This is a genomic window from Vibrio fluminensis, from assembly GCF_015278125.1.
GTDB classification, from domain to species: domain Bacteria; phylum Pseudomonadota; class Gammaproteobacteria; order Enterobacterales; family Vibrionaceae; genus Vibrio; species Vibrio fluminensis.
The window spans coordinates 14075-34667 of sequence record NZ_JADILO010000025.1; the positions used below are offsets into that span (position 1 = coordinate 14075).

Annotated in this window: 14 protein-coding genes and 2 pseudogenes; 11 read left to right on the plus strand and 5 right to left on the minus strand. The window is 43.9% G+C overall.

Annotated elements, in window-relative coordinates:
• The first annotated feature begins 235 nt into the window (after positions 1–235).
• Positions 236–2596, plus strand: coding sequence for a Lon protease family protein (locus IRQ95_RS15495; protein WP_194437770.1), 2361 nt, complete (start codon positions 236–238; stop codon positions 2594–2596).
• Positions 2597–2645: 49 nt separating this feature from the next.
• On the opposite strand, the gene IRQ95_RS15500 is transcribed toward IRQ95_RS15495, so the two are convergent.
• Positions 2646–3650: a 2-hydroxyacid dehydrogenase gene (locus IRQ95_RS15500; RefSeq protein ID WP_194437771.1), complete on the minus strand. Its 1005-nt coding sequence runs from the start codon at positions 3648–3650 to the stop codon at positions 2646–2648.
• Between the two features lie 331 nt (positions 3651–3981).
• On the opposite strand from IRQ95_RS15500, the gene IRQ95_RS15505 reads away from it, so the two are divergent.
• The 5 genes and pseudogenes from IRQ95_RS15505 (at position 3982) to IRQ95_RS15525 (ending at position 10236) form a co-directional block, all read left to right on the plus strand.
• Complete coding sequence (locus tag IRQ95_RS15505) at positions 3982–4500, plus strand: NUDIX hydrolase (RefSeq protein ID WP_194437772.1); 519 nt, start codon at positions 3982–3984, stop codon at positions 4498–4500.
• 253 nt (positions 4501–4753) lie between these two features.
• Positions 4754–6508 (plus strand): annotated as a pseudogene (locus IRQ95_RS15510) (extracellular solute-binding protein); the annotation flags it as partial.
• Between the two features lie 10 nt (positions 6509–6518).
• Positions 6519–7607: a microcin C ABC transporter permease YejB gene (locus IRQ95_RS15515; RefSeq protein ID WP_194437774.1), complete on the plus strand. Its 1089-nt coding sequence runs from the start codon at positions 6519–6521 to the stop codon at positions 7605–7607.
• The gene (locus tag IRQ95_RS15520; protein WP_194437775.1) at positions 7607–8647 is read left to right on the plus strand and encodes an ABC transporter permease; all 1041 of its coding nucleotides are present in this window, start codon (positions 7607–7609) and stop codon (positions 8645–8647) included. Before IRQ95_RS15515 ends, IRQ95_RS15520 begins: the two co-directional genes overlap by 1 nt.
• A 2-nt stretch (positions 8648–8649) precedes the next feature.
• Positions 8650–10236, plus strand: a complete 1587-nt coding sequence (locus IRQ95_RS15525; RefSeq protein ID WP_194437776.1) for an ABC transporter ATP-binding protein — start codon at positions 8650–8652, stop codon at positions 10234–10236.
• Here IRQ95_RS15525 and IRQ95_RS15530 read toward each other — a convergent pair whose 3' ends face one another.
• Positions 10237–12015 (minus strand): EAL domain-containing protein, encoded by a 1779-nt coding sequence (locus tag IRQ95_RS15530; protein ID WP_194437777.1) that lies wholly within the window; start codon positions 12013–12015, stop codon positions 10237–10239. It abuts the gene before it with no gap.
• A 245-nt stretch (positions 12016–12260) separates the two neighbouring features.
• Between IRQ95_RS15530 and IRQ95_RS15535 the strand changes: the two genes are divergently transcribed.
• Together IRQ95_RS15535 and IRQ95_RS15540 are read left to right on the plus strand one after the other, a co-directional pair.
• The gene (locus tag IRQ95_RS15535; RefSeq protein WP_194437778.1) at positions 12261–12764 is read left to right on the plus strand and encodes an RNA-binding S4 domain-containing protein; all 504 of its coding nucleotides are present in this window, start codon (positions 12261–12263) and stop codon (positions 12762–12764) included.
• Positions 12765–12872: 108 nt separating this feature from the next.
• Positions 12873–13913, plus strand: a complete 1041-nt coding sequence (locus tag IRQ95_RS15540) for an IS481 family transposase (RefSeq protein WP_194437779.1) — start codon at positions 12873–12875, stop codon at positions 13911–13913.
• Positions 13914–13972: 59 nt separating this feature from the next.
• Here IRQ95_RS15540 and ylqF read toward each other — a convergent pair.
• Positions 13973–14851, minus strand: a pseudogene (ylqF, locus tag IRQ95_RS15545) (ribosome biogenesis GTPase YlqF); the annotation flags it as partial.
• 293 nt (positions 14852–15144) lie between these two features.
• On the opposite strand from ylqF, the gene IRQ95_RS15550 reads away from it, so the two are divergent.
• The 3 genes from IRQ95_RS15550 to IRQ95_RS15560 all read left to right on the plus strand — a co-directional run bounded on the left by IRQ95_RS15550 (position 15145) and on the right by IRQ95_RS15560 (position 16867).
• Complete coding sequence (locus IRQ95_RS15550; protein WP_194437781.1) at positions 15145–15453, plus strand: DUF2834 domain-containing protein; 309 nt, start codon at positions 15145–15147, stop codon at positions 15451–15453.
• 137 nt (positions 15454–15590) lie between these two features.
• Positions 15591–15914: a heavy metal-binding domain-containing protein gene (locus IRQ95_RS15555; RefSeq protein WP_194437782.1), complete on the plus strand. Its 324-nt coding sequence runs from the start codon at positions 15591–15593 to the stop codon at positions 15912–15914.
• 296 nt (positions 15915–16210) lie between these two features.
• Complete coding sequence (locus IRQ95_RS15560) at positions 16211–16867, plus strand: response regulator (protein ID WP_194437783.1); 657 nt, start codon at positions 16211–16213, stop codon at positions 16865–16867.
• Position 16868: 1 nt separating this feature from the next.
• On the opposite strand, the gene IRQ95_RS15565 is transcribed toward IRQ95_RS15560, so the two are convergent.
• On the minus strand, positions 16869–19436 hold the full coding sequence (locus tag IRQ95_RS15565; protein WP_194437784.1) for a hybrid sensor histidine kinase/response regulator: 2568 nt from the start codon (positions 19434–19436) through the stop codon (positions 16869–16871).
• Positions 19429–20577 (minus strand): nitric oxide-sensing protein NosP, encoded by a 1149-nt coding sequence (gene nosP / locus IRQ95_RS15570; protein ID WP_194437785.1) that lies wholly within the window; start codon positions 20575–20577, stop codon positions 19429–19431. Before nosP ends, IRQ95_RS15565 begins: the two co-directional genes overlap by 8 nt.
• Between the last annotated feature and the right edge of the window lie 16 nt (positions 20578–20593).

Consider the following 20593-nt stretch of genomic DNA (forward strand, 5'->3'; position numbering starts at 1 on the left):
TGTTATTTAAATGCAATTGAATATCAATTGCAAATAATTATCATTGCAATCTATATTGGTTAATGTTTGAGCTGTTGGGCGTGATTACAGCCTAAGTCACTAAAAGCTAAATAAATTTAAACTAGACTTGTTTTATCCATGTTGCTTAGTAGGCTGGATTTAGATTCTCAAAGTCGATGAAATTAGAAGGTCGAATGAGTGAGAAGGTTTAAGGCGCAGTATTGAGGGAATAAAAATGGCGATTGAAAAGCTATTGGCAAGTCAGCTGTACCATTCTACAGAGTTAGAGCAGCTGCCGAGCAAGTCGACAAAGGATTTACCGCCGATTGATGAGATAGTCGGTCAGGAACGCGCGCAAAAAGCGGTTGAATTCGCGATGTCCATAAAAGAGAAGGGTTACAACATCTACGCCATTGGGCAAAATGGCTTAGGTAAGCGCACCATGATTTTACGCTATCTGAATCGACATAAAAATGATGTCGCTGAGCTTTATGACTGGTGTTATGTCTCGGATTTTTCCAACAACCGAACGCCTAAAGTGCTTAAGCTCCCTTGTGGGGTAGGTAAGACGTTTAAACAAGATATTGAGAAAATGATTGCGAAGCTTGTGGTTGCAATGCCACTTGCGTTTGATAACGAGCTCTATATTACTCGCGCGGAAAAGCTAAAAGCGCAACTTGCGCAAAAGCAAGCGATTGAGCTTGAATCAATCAGTAAAGAAGCAAAAGAAAAAAGTATCAGTCTTACTGTTACCACCCAAGGCGATTATCAATTTGTCGCGATGGATGGAGAAGAGCTGCATACCGAAGAGAGTTTCGACCAATTATCTGATAAAGAACAAGAACTTTTCAGTAGCTCGATTGATGAGCTTGAAGTTAAGTTGCGTACGATGGTCAGAGAGCTGACTGAGTGGGAAGAAACATTCAGCGAAAAGATCAAAAAGCTTAATGATGACGTAACGCTGGACGTAATCGCACACTTTATCAAAAAACTGAAAGCGGACTATTCTCAGTACCCAGAGATTAAAGGTTACTTGTCTGAACTGAAGAAAGATATTGTTGAAAATGCAGATATCTTTTTAGAGCAAGGGAACGAGCAAGCAGAAATTGCGGCGGCGTCTTTGGACAAGAAGTTGCCGCGTCGATACAAAGTCAATATTTTGGTCAATCGCAATGGCTGTGAATTTCCAGTGATTGTTGAGGAAAATCCGAATTACCACACTTTGTTTGGCTACATTGAGACCGCGACCTATAAAGGCACAGTATTTACCGACTTCTCGCTGATCCGCGCCGGTAGTTTGCATAAGGCCAATGGTGGTGTATTAATGATGGATGCTCAGAAGGTACTAGAGCAACCTTATGTGTGGGATGGTCTAAAACGGGCGCTTCGCTCACGTCAATTAAGTTTCACCTCTTTAGAGAAAGAAGTGACCTTGACCGGGGCGGTTACGTTGGATCCTGAACCAATCCCATTAGACGTTAAAATTATTCTTTTTGGCGACTATCGCACATACCAATTGCTGCAACACTATGATCCGGAGTTCAGTGAGCTATTTCGTGTGACGGCTGATTTTGAAGATGAAATGAAGCGTACGCCAGATTCGGAAAATCACTATGCTCGTTTCATTTCCAGCGTAGTGCATGACAATGGTATGTTGCATTGCGACCGTAAAGCGATTGCGCGCATTATCGAGCACAGCTCGCGTTTGGCTGGCGATCAAAACAAACTCTCATTACATTCGGCGAACATTGCTAACTTATTGCGAGAATCAAATTACGTGGCTAAGCAAGCGAATGCCAATATGATTCGCGCCAGCCACGTTGAAGAGGCTTTGGCGAATCAAGAGCTGCGTGTTAGCCGATTGAAAGATGCGGTGATGGAAGGCTTTATCAATGGTACCACTTTGATTCATACCGAAGGTACGGCAGTGGGGCAGGTGAATGCGTTGTCAGTATTAAGTACGAGTGAGTATATGTTTGGTGCGCCAAACCGTATAACCGCGACGACTTGCTACGGTGATGGTGATGTGATTGATATTGAGCGAAGTGTCGACCTAGGTGGCAGTATCCACTCTAAAGGGGTCATGATTCTCACTGCTTACTTATCATCTGTCTTTGGCAAAACTGCCAAAGTGCCATTGACCACAACCATTACTTTTGAGCAATCCTATGGTGGTGTCGATGGCGATAGTGCCAGTATGGCCGAGTTTTGTGCGGTGGTGTCGGCGTTTTCCAAACAACCAAACCGACAAGATATTGCAATAACCGGTTCAATGAACCAGTTTGGTGAGTCTCAGCCGATCGGTGGGGTTAACGAGAAAATAGAAGGCTTCTTTGATGTGTGTGGCATTAAGGGGCGCTCTAATCAACAAGGGGTGATCATTCCTCGTTCGAACATGCACAACCTAATGCTGCGCCCGGATGTGGTCAAGGCAGTGGAACGTGGGGAGTTCAATATTTGGGCGATTGACCATGTGACCGAGGCAATTGAAATATTTACCGGTAAGCCTGCGGGCACGCCAAGTGATGAGGGCAGCTATCCGATTGATACGATCTACGGTATCGCCCAAGCTAAACTCAACGCATTACGCAAGTAATCGATAAACAAGGCTCTGAAATTTCAGAGCCTTTTGCTTTATGCTCGGATTAATTTTGGCGAGTAATCAATTCGTTGCCACTGGATTGATTGTGACTAAAGGCTTGTACGTTGCTCAGTGTGGTATGAGCGATGTTTGACAGGGCTTCATTGGTTAAGAACGCTTGGTGACCCGTAAACAGTACATTGTGGCAAGCGGAGAGACGGCGGAAAACGTCATCGACAATGATGTCATTCGACTTGTCTTGGAAAAACAGCTCTTTTTCGTTGTCATAAACATCCAATCCCAACGAGCCAATTCTGCCTCTTTTGAGTGCTTCGATAGCAGCCGCGGAGTCCAGCAATTCGCCTCGGCTGGTATTGACGATCATTACGCCATCTTTCATTTGGTCAAACGCTTGTTGGTTGAGTAGATGATGGTTCTCTGGCGTCATCGGACAATGGAGCGTTATGATGTCACTGGATTTAAGCAGTGTTTCTTTATCGCAGTAAGTAACCCCGAGCTCAGCCGCAAGAGGATTCTCATAAGGGTCAACGCACAGGATATTCATGCCCAAGCCTTTAAGAATTCGCATCGTTGCTAAGCCTATTTTTCCACTGCCAAATACGCCGACGGTTTTACCGTGAAAATTAAATCCAACTAACCCTTCTAATGAGAAATTGGCATCTCGCGTTCTTTGGTATGCTTTGTGAAAACGTCGATTGAGACACATCATCATCCCAACCGTGTGTTCTGCCACCGCTTCTGGAGAGTAGGCTGGCACGCGAACCACTTGCAAATCTAAGCGCTCGGCAGCGTCGAGATCGACGCGGTCAAACCCCGCGCAGCGCATTGCGATGAGTTTGACACCATGGCGCGCTAACTCTTCAAGTACTGGTGCGGAAAGATCGTCGTTCACAAACGCACATACCACACTACAACCTTGCGCCATACGAGCAGTCTTCGTTGTCAGTCTAAAATCGTGATAATGAAGTCTGAAGCCAAACGCCTGATTGACCTCTGCGAATGATTTTTCATCGTAAGATTTACTGCTAAACAAGGCGATATTTGTCATAGATACCTCTCCCTCTCCTACAAAGGAATCGCTACAAAGGAATTTCAACGAGGAAATCCCAAAATAAGAATCGAACCTATCTTTCAATCTTAAGTCATGATCAATAAAGTTCGTTAAGTTAGAAAATAATCTTTGTTACTAATCTGAGTAATTTAGGATCATTAATAGCGCTGTTTGCTAGCGAAATAAACCATGAATTTTGTGTTGGATTAGATGGAATTCCCACAAATGTAGCGAACGGTCAGTGGGAAACTTGGCAAAATTTGAGTTTTCGATGCGATCGCCACTATGGTAGCATCTCCGCCTAAATCTATAAGCAGTAAGACAAACGATGCGACACCTACAAACCACGATTCATCCTGAGATTGACCATCTAGACGATAAAACCGTATTTCAACGCAAAGCCGCTCGCGCTATTGTTGTTGACGGTGAAGATATTCTGTTGCTCTATACTGAGCGTTACCACGATTACACCATTCCTGGTGGTGGTATTGATGAGAATGAAGATGTGATTGCAGGGCTTGTACGTGAACTGCAAGAAGAAACAGGCGCGCAGAACATTCACAGCATTAAGCCATTTGGTATCTATGAAGAGTTTCGCCCTTGGTACAAAGATGATGCTGATGTGATGCATATGACTTCATACTGCTATACCTGTAAGATTGATCGTGAGCTTGGTGAAACCGCTTATGAAGATTATGAAGTTAAAAATGGCATGAAACCGGTCTGGTTGAACATTCATGATGCGATTGCCCATAATGAGAAAACCATGGCAGAAAGCCCGAAAAAAGGCATGAGCATTGAGCGCGAAACCTTCTTGCTGCAGTTAGTGGCCAAAGAAATGCTGTAAGCAGTACAGACTTTATGAACATCAGTAGACCCGCTTAATGCGGGTTTATTTTTATGTACATGAATCGAGAGAGGTGGATGAAAAATAACAAATTCTCACCGTTTGACTTATACCTGAAGGCAAAATACGGTATATACTTACCTCAAGTAATTGAAATATAAAAACAGTATAAAATGCTAAGGGAGTAGCCATGGGGAAGTTTCAACGCCTAGTTATAGGAAGCGTATTCACGCTTGTTAGTACAACCGCACTTTCAGCCGTGATCGAAAGTACCTCTTTAGTCGGTTTTGGTGAAGCCAAATATCCAGACGCTTTTACTCATTTTGACTATGTAAACCCTGACGCGCCAAAGTTTGGTAAGATCACCTATGGGGTTGTCGGCACATACGATAACTTCAACCGCTTTGCTTCTCGTGGTGTTGCGGCTCGTGGCTCTGGTGAGCTCTACGATACGCTGATGTTTAGCCCGAGTGATGAAATTGATGCATTCTATCCTTTGATTGCACAAAAGGTTCGCTACTCAGACGATTTCACTTGGATGGAAATCGACATTAACCCCAAAGCGCGTTTCCACGATGGTCAGCCCATTACCGCACACGACGTGGCGTTTAGCTTTGATAAGTTTATGACTGAAGGGGTGCCTCAATACCGCGTTTACTACGAAGACATTAAGTCAGTAACGGCAAAAAGTGACTTGTTAGTGCGAATTGAGATGGCGAAACCAAATCGTGAGAAGCTGTTCAGCTTTGCTCAATCAACCCGCGTATTACCCAAGCATTTTTGGCAGGATAAAAACTTTTCCGAGCCACTTTCCGAGCCACCAGTTGGCAGTTCTGCATACAAAGTCAGTGACTACAAAGTAGGGCAAAGCGTGACTTATTCGCTAGTTGAAGATTACTGGGCTAAAGATTTGCCTGTGAATGTCGGTCGCTACAACTTTGAACAAACCCAATATGATTACTACCGAGATGATACGGTAATGCTTGAAGCGTTTAAGGCGGGTGAGTTTGATTTTCGCTTGGAAACGTCAGCAAAGTTTTGGGCTAACTCATACACGGGACAGAACTTCGATAAAGGTTTTATCGTTAAACAAGAGATTCCTCATCAGAAGCCGGAGTCTACCCAAGCGTTTGTGTTTAACACCCAACGTGAGTTCTTTAAAGATCCAAAAGTGCGTGAAGCGATTAACTACGCGATGGACTTTGAATGGATGAACGCCAACATGTTCTATGGTCAGTATTCTCGTACTCGTAGCTTCTTCCAAAATACAGATTATGAAGCAAGCGGTTTACCTTCTGAAGAAGAAGTGAAGATACTGACGCCGTTTAAGCAGCAAATTCCGTCGCGCGTCTTTACTGAGGAGTATCAACCATCAGTCACCGACGGTTCAGGGCGAATTCGTTCTCAAATGCGTACCGCATTTAAGTTGCTTAAAGAAGCGGGTTGGGAACTTCGCAACAAAGTGATGACTAATGTGGAAACAGGTCAGCCTTTAGTCTTTGAGTTCTTGGTGTATAGTCCAACCACTGAGCGTATTGCGATCCCATTGCAAAAGAACCTAAAACGCATGGGGATCGATATGAAGATCCGCACGGTTGATACCACCCAATACATTAAACGCTTGCGTGATCGCGATTTTGATATGTTGTCGTCGCCATATTCGGCTAATCCGTACCCGAGTCCAAACTTGATGATCATTTGGAACTCGAACTATATGGATTCAACTTACAACACGGCGGGCGTCAACGATCCTGTTGTGGATGCGCTTACCGAAGAGATAGTCAAAAATCAGCAACATCCAGATAAGTTATTGCCACTTGGCCGGGCATTAGATCGAGTTCTACAATGGAATTTCTACATTATTCCTCAGTGGCACATCAGTACGTATCGCGTCGCGATGTGGGATAAATTTGAGCGTCCTGATGTGATGCCAAAATACGATTTAGGGATTGATACTTGGTGGATATCACAAGATAAAAGCCAACTTCTACCAGAAAAACGCCGTTAAAGAGGGATAAATGGCCGCCTATATTTTTCGACGCTTGTTGTTGGTGATCCCTACGCTGTGGGCGATCATCACCATCAACTTCTTTATTATCCAAATCGCACCGGGTGGACCGGTGGAGCAGGCGATCGCACAGATTGAAGGTCAATCTTCAGGCATTATGGAGCGTTTTGCTGGCGGTGGTACGGAAGTTGAACTCGACATATCCAAAGAAGCGACAGCCACAGGGTATAAAGGCTCTCGTGGCCTTGACCCAGAAGTCGTTGAAGAAATCAAAAAGCAATTTGGTTTTGATAAGCCGCTGCATGAGCGTTACTTCGATATGCTGAAAAACTATGCCACGTTTAATTTTGGCGAGAGCCTGTTTAAAGGTGGCAATGTCATCGATTTGATTGTCGAGCGTTTACCAGTGTCGATATCGCTAGGTTTGTGGAGTACGTTGATTATCTATTTGATATCCATTCCGCTTGGGATCATGAAGGCGATACACCACGGGTCGCGTTTTGATATCTGGTCGAGTGCGCTGGTGATTGTTGGCTATGCCATCCCCGGTTTCTTATTTGCGATTATCCTTATCATTATCTTTGCGAGTGGTAACTATTTCAGTTGGTTCCCGCTGCGAGGGTTGGTTTCAAGTAACTTTGACCAATTGACTTGGTATCAGCAGATCATTGACTACTTTTGGCATTTAGCTCTACCTATTTTAGCCATGGTAATCGGTGGTTTTGCAACGCTCAGTATGTTGACCAAAAACTCGTTTCTCGACGAAATTAACAAGCAGTATGTAGTGACCGCGCGTGCCAAAGGCTTAGATGAACGCAATATTTTGTATCGCCATGTTTTCCGCAACGCCATGTTGATCATCATCGCTGGTTTCCCGAGTGCGTTTATTAGTATCTTCTTCACCGGTTCGATGCTGATTGAGGTGATGTTCTCTCTTGAAGGGATTGGTTTACTTGGGTTTGAGTCGACGATTCAACGTGATTACCCAGTGGTATTTAGCTCTTTGTATATCATGACGTTATTGGGGTTAATCCTCAGTATTATTTCTGATTTGACCTATACCTGGGTCGATCCTCGCATTGATTTTGAGGCGCGCTAATGACCAAAAAGACTAAGATGCGCAATCCTCTTAACGAAGCGCGCTGGAATAGGTTTAAAGCCAACAAACGAGGTTTAACCTCGATGTGGGTGTTTGGTATTTTGTTCTTTTTAAGTCTCTTTGCCGAATTTATTGCCAATGATAAACCGCTGTTAGTTCACTACGATCAACAGTGGTATATGCCGATCTTTAATCAATATGCGGAAACTGAATTTGGTGGTGAGTTTGAAAGTGAAGCTGACTATACCGACCCATATGTAATCGAACTGATTGAAGAGAACGGCAGTATTGTGTGGCCGTTAATTCGCTTTAGTTATGACACTATCAACTACAACGTGGTTGGTGCCGTGCCATCAGCGCCGGATGGCGTAAACTGGCTAGGGACCGATGATAAAGGGCGCGATGTACTGGCGCGAATCATTTATGGCTTTCGTATCTCGGTGATCTTTGGTTTTGTCTTAACTATCATATCCAGCATTATCGGTGTCGCCGTTGGTGCGACCCAAGGTTACTACGGCGGTTGGCTTGATCTGTTTGGTCAGCGTTTTATCGAAGTATGGTCGGGTATGCCAACACTATTCCTATTGATCATTTTATCCAGTTTTGTTGAGCCGAATTTTTGGTGGCTACTCGGGATCATGGTGCTGTTTAGCTGGATGAGTTTGGTCGGTATTGTACGTGCAGAGTTTCTGCGTTGTCGTAACTTTGATTATGTCCGTGCAGCTCAGGCGATGGGCGTTAACGATAGCCGTATTATGCTACGCCATATGTTACCCAATGCAATGGTCGCGTCATTAACTATGATGCCGTTTATTCTTTCCGGCTCGGTGACAACCTTAACGTCATTAGACTTTCTCGGTTTTGGCTTACCTGCGGGCTCGCCATCACTTGGCGAGTTATTGGCACAAGGCAAGGCGAATCTGCAAGCGCCATGGCTTGGTATTTCCGCATTTGTGGTGCTGTCATTAATGTTGACCTTACTGGTCTTTATCGGTGAAGCCGTACGTGATGCGTTTGATCCACACCAACAAGGTAGATAATCATGAGTGAAAAAATATTATCGATTGATTCGCTATCGGTGGGTTTCGGTAGAGCAAGCAAAGTTGAGCAAGTGACGTTTGATGTCTCGCTCGATATTAAACGTGGTGAAACCCTCGCTTTAGTTGGTGAGAGTGGTTCGGGGAAATCGGTCACCGCAAACTCGATCTTAAAATTATTACCTAAAGGTTCATCGCATTACCTCAATGGTAAAATCCATTTTGATGGTATCGATATGTTGGCGTGTACTGAGCGCCAGCTGCGGGGCATTCGTGGCGCGCGTATTGGAATGATTTTCCAAGAGCCGATGGTTTCGCTCAATCCACTGCATAAAGTGGGCAAACAGTTGGTCGAGATTGTTGGTATTCACCGTGGTATTCGTCAGGGAAAAGCAGAGCAACTGGCGATTGAATGGCTAGGTAAAGTGGGGATCCGTCAGCCTGAGGCGAAGATCAACGCCTATCCTCATGAGCTATCCGGTGGTGAAAGGCAGCGCGTAATGATCGCCATGGCACTGATCAATGAGCCAGAGCTATTGATTGCCGATGAGCCAACGACAGCACTCGATGTGTCAGTGCAAGCGCAGATACTGGATTTGCTTAAATCTTTGCAGCAAGAGTTGGGTATGGCGATGCTGTTTATTACTCACGATTTGAGTATTGTGCGCCGTATTGCCGATCGAGTCGCGGTGATGCGTGATGGACAACTACTTGAAGTCGGTGAGTGTCAGCAAGTCTTTACTCAACCGAAACATCCTTATACTCAGCAGCTTATTGATTCAGATCCGCGAGGCTTACCAGTCGAAGTTACTGGCAATGCGCCGTCACTACTTAGCGTCGAGCAACTTAGAGTCTGGTTCCCAATAACTGGTGGTTTGTTTAAACGGGTGGTGTCCCATGTTAAAGCGGTCACCAATATGGGTTTTGAACTGAAGCGCGGTCATTCTATTGGTCTGGTGGGCGAGAGTGGTTCAGGCAAATCCACTACGGGAATGGCTATCTTGCGGTTGGTTGGCTCTGATGGTTCAATTAGCTATCAAGGACAAGAGCTGCAAGGGTTAGACCGTAAGGCGATGTTACCTTATCGCAGTAAGATGCAAGTGGTGTTTCAAGACCCATTTTCTGCGCTTAATCCGCGTATGTCTGTGGCGCAAGTCATCGGTGAAGGTTTGTATGTTCACACTGAGATGAGTGAGCAGGAAATTGATACTGCAATCGTAAAAGCGATGCAGGAAGTAGACCTAGACCCTGAAACGCGCTTTCGTTATCCCAATGAGTTTTCTGGTGGGCAGCGCCAGCGTATTGCGATTGCGCGCGCGCTGGTATTAAAACCAGAATTTATTCTGTTAGATGAGCCCACATCATCGCTTGATCGCACCGTTCAGGCGCAAATCTTGGAATTACTTAAATCACTCCAAGCGAAGTATGGCTTAACGTATTTGTTTATTAGTCATGACTTACATGTGGTGAGGTCGCTATGTCATTACACTATTGTGATGCGTAACGGAGAAATCGTCGAGCAGGGTGAAACACAGTCACTGTTTACTCAACCAAAACAGAGCTACACCCAAGAGCTGGTGGCACTGTCGTAGTTACATTTGAGTAATGTAGCTCGCGCTGGCGACACATAGAGGTTTGCTAAACCAGTAACCTTGAAGATAGTTCACGCCAATATCAGTGAATTGACGCTGCATATTGGCATCCTCGATTCCTTCAATCACGATGTCCACCTGCTTTGAGTGACACAATCGGGTGATAAACTTCAAATACTCGAGGGTAGCCGGGTTTTCCAGTGCCTTCCAAGCCATGGCTTTGTCTACTTTGATTTGTTTAAGTGGCAGGTCGAAAAAGCTGTTGAGTGAACTGTAGCCTGAGCCAAAGTCATCGAGAGAGAGTCTAAAACCAAACTTATTGAGTTGGTTGAGTTGAGAAACTGCACTTTTATTGCCATCAAGAATAACCGTTTCGGTTAACTCTAAGACGATTTGTTGTGGGTCGATCTGATATTGTTCAGCAAGTTGTTTAGCTTGTTCTGGGAACTTGCTATTGAGTAGCTGTAACACTGAGACATTAATGTTAACCCGGATTTGGCGTTTATGGCGCTCTTGGTATTGTTTGATAAACAAGCAAGCTTGGTTGAACACTAGGTAACCCAAATCGACAATTAGACCTTTTTTCTCCGCTACGGGGATGAATTCATCAGGGAATAATTGTCCAAGCTCAGGATCTTTCCAACGCACTAGCGCCTCAAAACTAGCAATCTCACACTTTGCCGCATGGATAATGGGTTGAAAACGGACGGTGAGTTTGTTGTTTTTGATGGCTTGTGCCAGTTCTCGTTCGATGTAGAAGTATCTATCGACATTTCGCAGTGTCTTATCGTGATAAATGGCCAATTGGTTGTGGTGTTTCTCTCGGGCAAACTGACAGGTGCGAGAGGCCACTTTAATAATATCTTCACTGCTTAATGCACAGTTAAAGTTAGGGTAGATGCCAACACTAATATCGTTGCCCCAAAGAGAACCGTTGGCTTCAATCGAACATTGGTAAGTCTCGAGGATACGTTGCCCTAGCTGCTCAATTTCATCAACCGTATAGTTACCAGAGACTAAGATGGCAAAATCATCACTGCGTACACGATAGATATCGACAAACTCATCCGGTAACTCACTCAATGATGAGAGGAGATGAGCCATTAAATCGCGCAGTGTCTGCGGGCCGTAAGCAGACAGATAAGTGCGTATATCTTCAAGGTGGATGTAGATCAGGGAATGCTTGAGCTTTTTGCTTAAACACAACGCATCAATATCCATGGCTAACTTTTGTGCGTTGGCAAGGCCAGATGCACTGTCGAGAAATGCGGCTTGATGGACATAGGTCTCCATCAATTTAGCTTCAGATATATCGCGATGACATCCAATAAGAAAGCGCTCACCATTGACGGTTTTAGTGATGGCGGTGCCTTCAATCCAAATGAACTGACCGTCTTTGTTGCGCACTCGAAACTCTGAAGTGACAAGGCTCTCTTCAGCGTTCATATGTTTAATAATGTTTTGCTGAAGCTGCGTACGATCGAATGGGTGAATTTTAGCTAACCACTGTTCGATATCGATATGGCCACTGTCTAAACCGAATTGGTGGTAAAAAGTCGGATTGTAGAAAAATACCTGATCGTCACGATTCATATAAAACAATCCATCGCTCAATACATCAAAGACATATTTAAAGTGATCGTTCATGACCGAATCGAGTTCTTTTCCTGACAAAGGTTGATTGGGTTCTATTCGGCGCACAGCACTCCCTTCAAGCAGCTTAATAGAGTTAAGCGTTTTATCTTGTTGGGTTTGATAAGTGTGTATGATGTCTGCCATTTGATTTTAAACCTAATCCAGTTTCTCATAGCCGTTTCGCTTATTGAAAAATTGGTTACTACTAGTCCTTTAGGGTAGGAGTTTTACATTAATATCTTGTGACGCGCTATCATTGATTTGCACAATGAGATACTTATTGAACAAAAAGCGTTTAATTGCTTTAACAATGAGCGAGTCAGGCTAAGGAAATAGCTTGAGACTATTGTAAATACAAGGCAGACTCAGCGTTTTCCTTAAGAGATTAGATGATGTCAGACTACAACCAGCATGAAGAGTGGGAAGAGCAGGGCGAAGAAATTGAGATTGAAGCGATTGGTATTGATGTTTCCTCTCAGCCTATCGAGCTGTATAAAGTATTTAAAATTGCCAACTTAGTCGGTGGTGGTGGCGAAGCCAAACATCTAATTTCTGAAGGTTATGTTGCAGTAAATGGTGAGCTAGAAACTCGTAAACGTCGCAAGATGTACGATGGTGATTTCTTCGAATTTAACCAAGAATACTACGTAGTAGTTTGCGATGCGCCAGTCACTGAGCCTGAAATCGAAGAAAAACCTGAACCGAAAGCCGCTAAACCGGCAAAGCAAAAGCCAGCAGAGAAAAAGAGCAAGCCAGCTAAAACAGCGAACAAGCAATCTAAACCTGCAAAATCGAACAAAGCGGGCAAGGGCGGAAAATCCGCGAAAGCGCCAGCAGACAACAAGCCAAAGAAAAAGAATGAAAACGGCCGCGGTAGCATCGATTTCTTCTAATTTGTATTAATTCAGACTAGATCTGACACTTCAATTTGAAAAGAAGAGAGTTACCCACTTTGATTAAAGGTGCTTAATCACGAATCAAAGACAATAGAGGTAACTCTCATGCTTCATACTAGCAACCCAATCATCAAACACAAAGCTGGGCTTCTCAATCTTGCTGAGGAACTTGGTAATGTATCTAGAGCTTGCAAAGTTATGGGTGTCTCTCGAGACACGTTTTATCGCTATCAAGAGCTGGTTGAAACTGGCGGTATTGATGCTCTGATTAATCAGAGCAGAAGAACACCAAACTTAAAGAACCGAGTCGATAGTGAAACTGAACAAGCGGTCCTAAAATACGCCATCGACTTCCCTGCTCACGGGCAAGTCAGAACAAGCAACGAGCTGCGTAAACTTGGGGTCTTTATCTCTCCAAGTGGCGTGCGCTCAATCTGGCTTCGAAACGACCTAGAAAACTTCAAAAAACGCCTCATTGCCTTAGAAAAACAAGTTGCTGAGAACGGTATTATCCTAACGGAAGAGCAAGTCGCTGCTCTTGAGCGCAAGAAGCATGATGATGAAGCTTGTGGTGAGATAGAAACAGCCCATCCAGGTTATCTCGGTTCTCAAGACACATTCTATGTCGGTAACCTCAAAGGTGTTGGGCGCATCTATCAGCAGACGTTCGTTGATACCTATAGCAAAGTTGCCTTCGCTAAGCTCTACACGACCAAAACACCAATCACCGCAGCGGACATGTTGAACGATAAGGTTCTACCGTTCTTCGAGGCTCATGAGYTGCCAATGCTTCGAATCTTGACTGACCGAGGCACTGAATACTGTGGCCGTGTTGAACAACATGATTATCAACTCTATCTTGCCATCAATGATGTCGACCACACGAAAACTAAAGCAATGTCGCCACAGACAAACGGTATCTGCGAACGCTTCCACAAGACCATATTGAATGAGTTCTACCAAGTAATATTCAGAAAGAAACTGTATGGGTCGATGGAAGAGTTACAGAAAGATCTGGACGAATGGATGGACTACTACAACAATCATCGTACTCATCAAGGAAAAATGTGCTGCGGCAGAACGCCGATAGAAACATTAGAGGATGGGAAATCAATCTGGGCTGAAAAGAATCTAGCCCAGATATAATCTGACAGGCACCGAGTCTAAAAGTGGGTAACTGTCAGATCAGGTCTGAATTAGTACAGACGAGTTGCTTCAATTTCAACTTGAACTAACTCTTCAGTGATCATTTCAGGGCGTTCTAGTGTTACCTGACCTAACGTACCGCCACGGAGTTCATGTAGCAGGATTTCAGATACTTTGTGCAGGTCAACACGACCACCTGAACGAAGGGCGCCACGACGACGACCAATCTCTTCCATGATATCGATGTCTGCTTCTGGAAGTTCTTCGATTTGGTATCGTTCTTTAAGTCGCTCAGGGTAGGCTTGCGCTAAGTACTCTACTGTATAGAACGCAACTTCATCATATTCCATCGCCGTATCTTTTACCGCACCAGTTGCAGCAAGGCGGAAACCACTGTGTGGGTTTTCCACTTTTGGCCACAAAATCCCAGGAGTATCTGAAAGTACAATACCGTTTTGCAGATTAATACGTTGTTGGCGACGCGTTACCGCAGGTTGGTTACCCGTTACCGCGATAGTACGACCTGCTAGCGTATTGATGATGGTGGATTTACCCACGTTAGGGATACCCATTATCATGGTGCGAATGTTTTTACCGATCTCTTCTCGGTGAGGTGCCAGTTTACGACAAAGTTCAAGGATTTTTTGTACCTCTTGTGGTTCAGAAGTCGTTATCGCCATCGCTTTAACGTTGCTTTCTTTCTCCAAGTGGTCAATCCACAATTGTGTCATTTCAGGATCGGCAAGATCGCGTTTGTTCAGCACTTTTACTACTGGTTTGTCGCCACGTAGTTCAGAAATCATTGGGTTTTCACTACTGAATGGAATACGAGCATCAAGCACTTCGATAATCACATCGATTTGAGGAATCGCTTCTGCAATCTCCTTCTGTGCTTTGTGCATGTGGCCCGGAAACCATTGGATAGAGTTATTAACCATTTGTATCTAATACCTTTATATTGTCTATTCTAACCGTGTTTATTTTGATCTTAATACTGCGTCTTAGACGTTTTTTTGAGCGATTTCTATCAATCTTTCTCATCAGTTTAGTCTGTTCAAAAACACACGATTGATGTCTTTGGTTATTGTACCACTTTTCATTGCAGGATCGTCTTTTGTCTGCAAGTTACTTAATTCGCGAGATTTTTCGATACCACAATAAGTACTATCAAAATCAATGCGTCTATGTTATTCGTTAACTCTGATTCCGAAAATTTTGCAAGGATGGCGAAATGATAAGGTTTTATTTGATACTGGCATTGTTAGGTTTTTTGTTACCTTATGGTGCTTTAATTCCTTGGTTGGTCGCTAATGGTTTAGATATTGGCCTTTTGTTTGAAGACGCGATGGCCAATCCAATTAGTATTTTAGCTTGGCTAGATGTTCTGGTGGCGGCAGTGGCTTTGTTGGGATTTATCGTTGTTGATGGACACAGACACAAAGTGAGATATCGATACTTTGCGGTGCTGGGTACGCTAACCGTTGGCGTATCATTGGGCCTGCCGCTTTATCTCTATTTCAAAGAGAAACAGTCCACGTAAAAGGGCGTTAATTTTCTATTTCGTTAAGGGGTTAAACGTCCAACAAACGCAAATTATATTGCTCTGTTAAGTTGGCTTGTTTTGATACAGCGTTAGCTTATAGGGACAGAGCGTATTTAAAGCATAGGGGAGTCAGTATGTTAAAAACAACAACCTCAACCGTCGATGGTCGAGAAATTGAAGACTACTTGGATGTAGTGGTCGGCGAGGCAATCTTAGGCGCAAATATTTTCAAGGATCTCTTTGGTGCCGTTCGCGATATTGTCGGTGGTCGATCGGGTGCCTATGAACGCGAAATGGGTAATGCGAGGAAGATTGCTTTTCAAGAAATGGAGGAGCGTGCGAAGAGTTTAGGCGCAGACGGTATCGTTGGTATTGATATTGATTATGAAGTTCTTGGCCAAAATGGAGGAATGATGATGGTCAGTGTCAGTGGTACCGCCGTTAAGTTCAAACGTTGAAACACACGCCCAAATAACTTCAGAATGTTTGAGTAAGCGAGTACGACTTCGTTTGCAGACAAGGAAATGCTCAAAGGTAGTACCTTTGAATTGAAATGCACGAAATGGCGTTTCGTAAGTGCCTATCTCTCAGTTAGCTGCATCAAATTATTCGTGTTGCCATCGAGAATGAGATCTTGTTAAAGAGTCAGGAAAATTGGTGCTTTTTTACGACTAATGGATGAGAGTCATTTTCTTGTAACACTAACTCAATCAGTTAAGCTGATTAGTAAGTCAATAAACAGAGAGGCTCTGTCATGTACAAGGTCTTAATTGCAGACGATCATCCATTATTCAGAGATGCCATCGTGCACATTTTAGGAAGCAAGTTTCCTGATTGTACTACCTATGAATCCGAAGATATTGCCGCGACATTAGAGCTTGCGAGAGAAAATCAAGATATTGATCTGATCATGTTGGATCTCAATATGCCGGGCATGTCGGGGTTAAATGGCTTACTCGATTTAATCAATGAATGCCCAACCACGCCGGTGGTAGTGGTGTCTGCTGAGAATAAGAAGCAGGTGATCCTGCAGACGATGGCCTATGGCGCGGTCGGCTTTATTGCGAAATCTTCCTCTAAAGAAGAAATTTCGGACGCTATCGCAACAGTGTTAGACGGTAATGTCTATTTACCTGCGGATATTTTACGCGCGCAAACCGCGCCCTCGAGTAAGCAAGAATCCCCAATTGTTCCTGAAATGCTTTCTTCTTTGACTCGCCGCCAACTTATGGTTTTGAAATGCATGACCAAAGGGGAGGCGAACAAGCAAATCGCTTATAATCTTAATGTCTCCGAAACTACAGTGAAGTCCCATGTTTCTTCTATTTTGAAGAAATTGGGTGTGACAAATCGTGTTCAAGCCGTTTTAGGTTGTAGCGGGATTGACTTTAACCAATATCTCAAGCGATAAGCTATTTAAGTAAGTAGATTATTGATGTTTTAAGTTTCATTGGCTTGACTGGCTTATTGAGCAACACGATGCCATGAGACTTTACTTGGCTTTTGAGCTCTTCACTGTAGTTGGCAGTGATCATCAAAGTAGGCAGTGGCTTTGCTCTTGATTGGTTGATTTCAATCGCAGCATCCCATCCATTCTTATCATCATCTAAATGGTAATCAACGATCAGCAGGTCAACGTCATCAGAATCAAGCGCAACATACTGGTTAAGCTGCTCGAGACTGGTGGCGGTTGTTACCTCACATTGCCAATTGCTTAGTAGTTGCTCCATTGCGTCACAAATACTGGCGTCATTATCAACCAACCATATCTTGCGACCGGCTAAGTTGGTGTTAGCGAGGGCGAGATTAATTGCACTTTGTTTGTTTCTTTGTTCGTACAAATGACCTAGTGGTACGGTGACTGAAAATACAGAACCTTTGCCTTCAACTGAGTCAACTTCAATAGGGTGTTCGAGCACACTAGAGAGCTTATCAACTATCGCTAAACCCAAGCCTAATCCATTACTAAATGCTCTTTGCGATGCTTTCAGTCGTTTGAACTCTTTGAATATTTCGCTAAGTTGGTCTTTCGCTATGCCCGCACCATTGTCCCAAACTTGAATGGTGATAGCGTTGCTTTTCTTTCTGCAACCAAGGAGAACTTTACCGTTGTCGGTGTAACGAAACGCGTTGGAAAGAAAGTTACGGAGAATGCGCGCGAGTAATACACTGTCTGAATGGACAATTGCATCAACAGGTACGTGCTTTAATGTTACATCAAACTGCTCTGATTGGTGATGGTATTCATTAACGAGGTTATTGAGTAGTTCACCGAGGTTAAAGTTGTTTTTATCTGCTTTGACAACGCCCGCATCAAGTTTAGAAATATCGACTAAGGTACTGATTAAATTTTCTAAATCATCAAGCGAGTTTGATATTGAGCCGACTAATCTGCTGTTACCTTGCTGCACAATTTGTCCTTGCAAAGTGCTGGTGAAGAGTTGTGCGGCGTTGAGTGGTTGAAGTAAATCGTGGCTGACTGCGGCAAGAAATTTGGTTTTGGATAGGTTGGCTTTCTCTGCCTCACTTTTTGCTTTACTGAGATCGAGTTGAGTTCGGCGCCGTTCTTCTACTTCGATTTGCAGCATTTGATTGACTTGCTGCAATTGTGCAGTACGCTCATTCACCCTAACTTCAAGAGAGTCATGGGCTTTTTGTAACGCGAGGGCGCTCTTGATGCGCGTGGTTATATCTCGAACTAAAACAAAAAAACCAAGTACAGAACCATTGTGGTCCTTGTTCGGCACGTATGATTTATGCAAATAAACCGAGGAACCGACATGATTACTTTCCTCTACTTCGAAGCTTACACTTTCACCCTGTAAAGCTCGTGCAACATAAGGTTGGAGTTGTTCAAATTTGCTATTAACGCGTTGATTTTTCAGGTCAACACCAAAGTGCTCACCTTTTTCTCTTCCATACCAATCTTGATAGACTTTATTGGTAAACTGAAATCTTAGATCGGCGCCGACGTATGCAATCATGGCAGGCACATTGTCCGTGATTAATCTCAAGCGGCTTTCGCTTTCGCGGAGTGACTCTGCATATTGGTGTGCAGTTGTAATGTCTGTGTAGGTTTTTATTGATTTACCATTACTTAGACGATGGCTACGTACTTCCAATACCGTGCCATTGGAAAGCTTTTGGACACTATGACTGTCCGCCGAATGATCATCGGAAAACGCTAAGTCTAGCTCTGTTGAAGCGGAGAGATTCTGTAAAAATGGATTTGAACGAAGCATTTGTGTTGAAAGCTTGCTCATCTCAACAAAACGTTTGTTCCAAACTTCCAGTTGATTGTTGCGACTAACCATTATCACCCCTTGCGATAGGTTATCGACAAGGTTTTGTAATAGCTTAGATTTTTGCGCCATGGCTTGCTCATAGCGCGCACTCTCGGCCATCTTTAATGCCGTGATGTCGGTATAGAGCATTACCCATCCGCCTTCGCGAGTGCGCCGCTCACTGAGTTGAAACCACCGATTATCAGAAAGCTTGTAAACAGGGCTTTGGTGATCGTTACCAGGGTACGCTTGAGAAATAATTCCGCGTGTTTTTGCTAGTGCTTTAAAATCATTGAGGTTAGTGCCTACCTCCGTTTTTAGACCAACTTTTTTCCAATAGTTTAAAAAATGACTGTTTTGGAGAATGATTCGGCCATCACTGTCAAGCAACACAAATGCATCTGAGATGCTTTCTATCGCATCAACAAACCGTTGCTTGAAGATGTTTGCTTGGTCATTGGCGTCTTTCAAAGCCCGATTACTGCGTTCAAGTTCCGCGAGTGTTTCGTTCAAAACCCGCGTTTTTTCTTGTACTTGTTCTGCGAGTTGCACCGAGTGTTCGAACGTAGCATACGGCTGGTTACTTAAGCTGCCGCCATCTTCGATACGTTGCATCAGCACACGATTAATTTTGATGAGCTTTTCATTTTGTGTTTTGAGTCGGTCTAACTCGTCATGCATCTCTAAATCAGTCATAGAGCTCTCCGGAAATGTAGACGCCGGTAAAGGTTTGATTGAGGTGCATGCCGTTAATGTGCTCGCCGTAGGTATTGAAACCGAAAATTCGATATTGCTGTTGCAACTTGGTCATTTCATTTAATACTCCTCTTTGCTCAATTTCGAGTCGACGCAGAACACAGTCGCATGCTAATACCGAGTCGGGAGCGGAGAATTTATTACGTAAACTTTGTAATTCGGTTGCCAGCGAGTCAACGATGTCACCCATTTGAACAGCACTTAACACTATGCCGGTATCTACCGCGCAATAAAATGAAAGACTTAAATCATCATGATTCACTTTTTGAATAGATCGTGCGTAGTAGTTTGCTCCAATCTTTACGGCTAAAGGATAGAGAGAAAATACTTCAGGATTGAGATCCTCGACCTTCATACCGAGAATTCGAGCATACTCGTTGGCAGCGGGCTCGGAGTTGAGCTCGTAAACGGTACGCGATAAAGGGTCTGCGGCGGTCACCACCATTTTTTCTTTGCAAGAAACAATGTGGTGACTATTAAATACTTCAAACTGGCAACGGGAGTTAATCATGATAACGACGGCTGCATTGTGAATAAACTGCCCATGGTGGTAAACATGCGTATTGGCGAGGTTGATGTCATCACCGGCAGAGCCGCCAAAATGCGGGATCCCGTTTGCAGCAGAGTTTAAGGTATTAAGAAACTCTTCTTCACGGGTAGAGAGCCCATCGATCAAAGTCATGAGAAATGGTTGATACTTATCATTTGGATCGATGTTTGAGCCACATTGCTCGTGAAGTTGATTTATCTTGCGTTGAGCATCAATTAACTCAAATTGATCGATAGATTTAACAATACTGCTGCTGATTGAAAAATAGTCAGGACTAAACCATATCGCGACTAGTGAATGTTGCTGGTAGCCCTGATGAGTCACTTCGCCAGCAGTGGTACATCCGGCTAATTGCACGTTTTTGAATTGGGCTCTCATCGCACCAGCAAGTTGTTCCAGCGCATAGGCGGCGGAACAGTAGAACAGGATAAATCCGTCGCAGGGGGCGTCTAGTTGTTGATAGATGTCTTGGCTAGCTTGAAGCGGGTCAAGTGTTAAACTGACGGCTTGTTTCGTGATTGTTCGCGACATACTATTCCCTGAATTT

Excerpts from the sequence above, each read along its gene's own strand:
- IRQ95_RS15495 (WP_194437770.1), top strand. The coding sequence starts at position 236 with ATGGCGATTGAAAAGCTATTGGCAAGTCAGCTGTACCATTCTACAGAG.
- IRQ95_RS15515 (WP_194437774.1), top strand. The coding sequence starts at position 6,519 with ATGGCCGCCTATATTTTTCGACGCTTGTTGTTGGTGATCCCTACGCTG.
- IRQ95_RS15550 (WP_194437781.1), top strand. The coding sequence starts at position 15,145 with ATGATAAGGTTTTATTTGATACTGGCATTGTTAGGTTTTTTGTTACCT.
- IRQ95_RS15565 (WP_194437784.1), bottom strand. The coding sequence starts at position 19,436 with ATGACTGATTTAGAGATGCATGACGAGTTAGACCGACTCAAAACACAA.
- IRQ95_RS15520 (WP_194437775.1), top strand. The coding sequence starts at position 7,607 with ATGACCAAAAAGACTAAGATGCGCAATCCTCTTAACGAAGCGCGCTGG.
- IRQ95_RS15530 (WP_194437777.1), bottom strand. The coding sequence starts at position 12,015 with ATGGCAGACATCATACACACTTATCAAACCCAACAAGATAAAACGCTT.
- IRQ95_RS15505 (WP_194437772.1), top strand. The coding sequence starts at position 3,982 with ATGCGACACCTACAAACCACGATTCATCCTGAGATTGACCATCTAGAC.
- IRQ95_RS15500 (WP_194437771.1), bottom strand. The coding sequence starts at position 3,650 with ATGACAAATATCGCCTTGTTTAGCAGTAAATCTTACGATGAAAAATCA.
- IRQ95_RS15525 (WP_194437776.1), top strand. The coding sequence starts at position 8,650 with ATGAGTGAAAAAATATTATCGATTGATTCGCTATCGGTGGGTTTCGGT.
- IRQ95_RS15555 (WP_194437782.1), top strand. The coding sequence starts at position 15,591 with ATGTTAAAAACAACAACCTCAACCGTCGATGGTCGAGAAATTGAAGAC.
- nosP (WP_194437785.1), bottom strand. The coding sequence starts at position 20,577 with ATGTCGCGAACAATCACGAAACAAGCCGTCAGTTTAACACTTGACCCG.
- IRQ95_RS15535 (WP_194437778.1), top strand. The coding sequence starts at position 12,261 with ATGATGTCAGACTACAACCAGCATGAAGAGTGGGAAGAGCAGGGCGAA.
- IRQ95_RS15560 (WP_194437783.1), top strand. The coding sequence starts at position 16,211 with ATGTACAAGGTCTTAATTGCAGACGATCATCCATTATTCAGAGATGCC.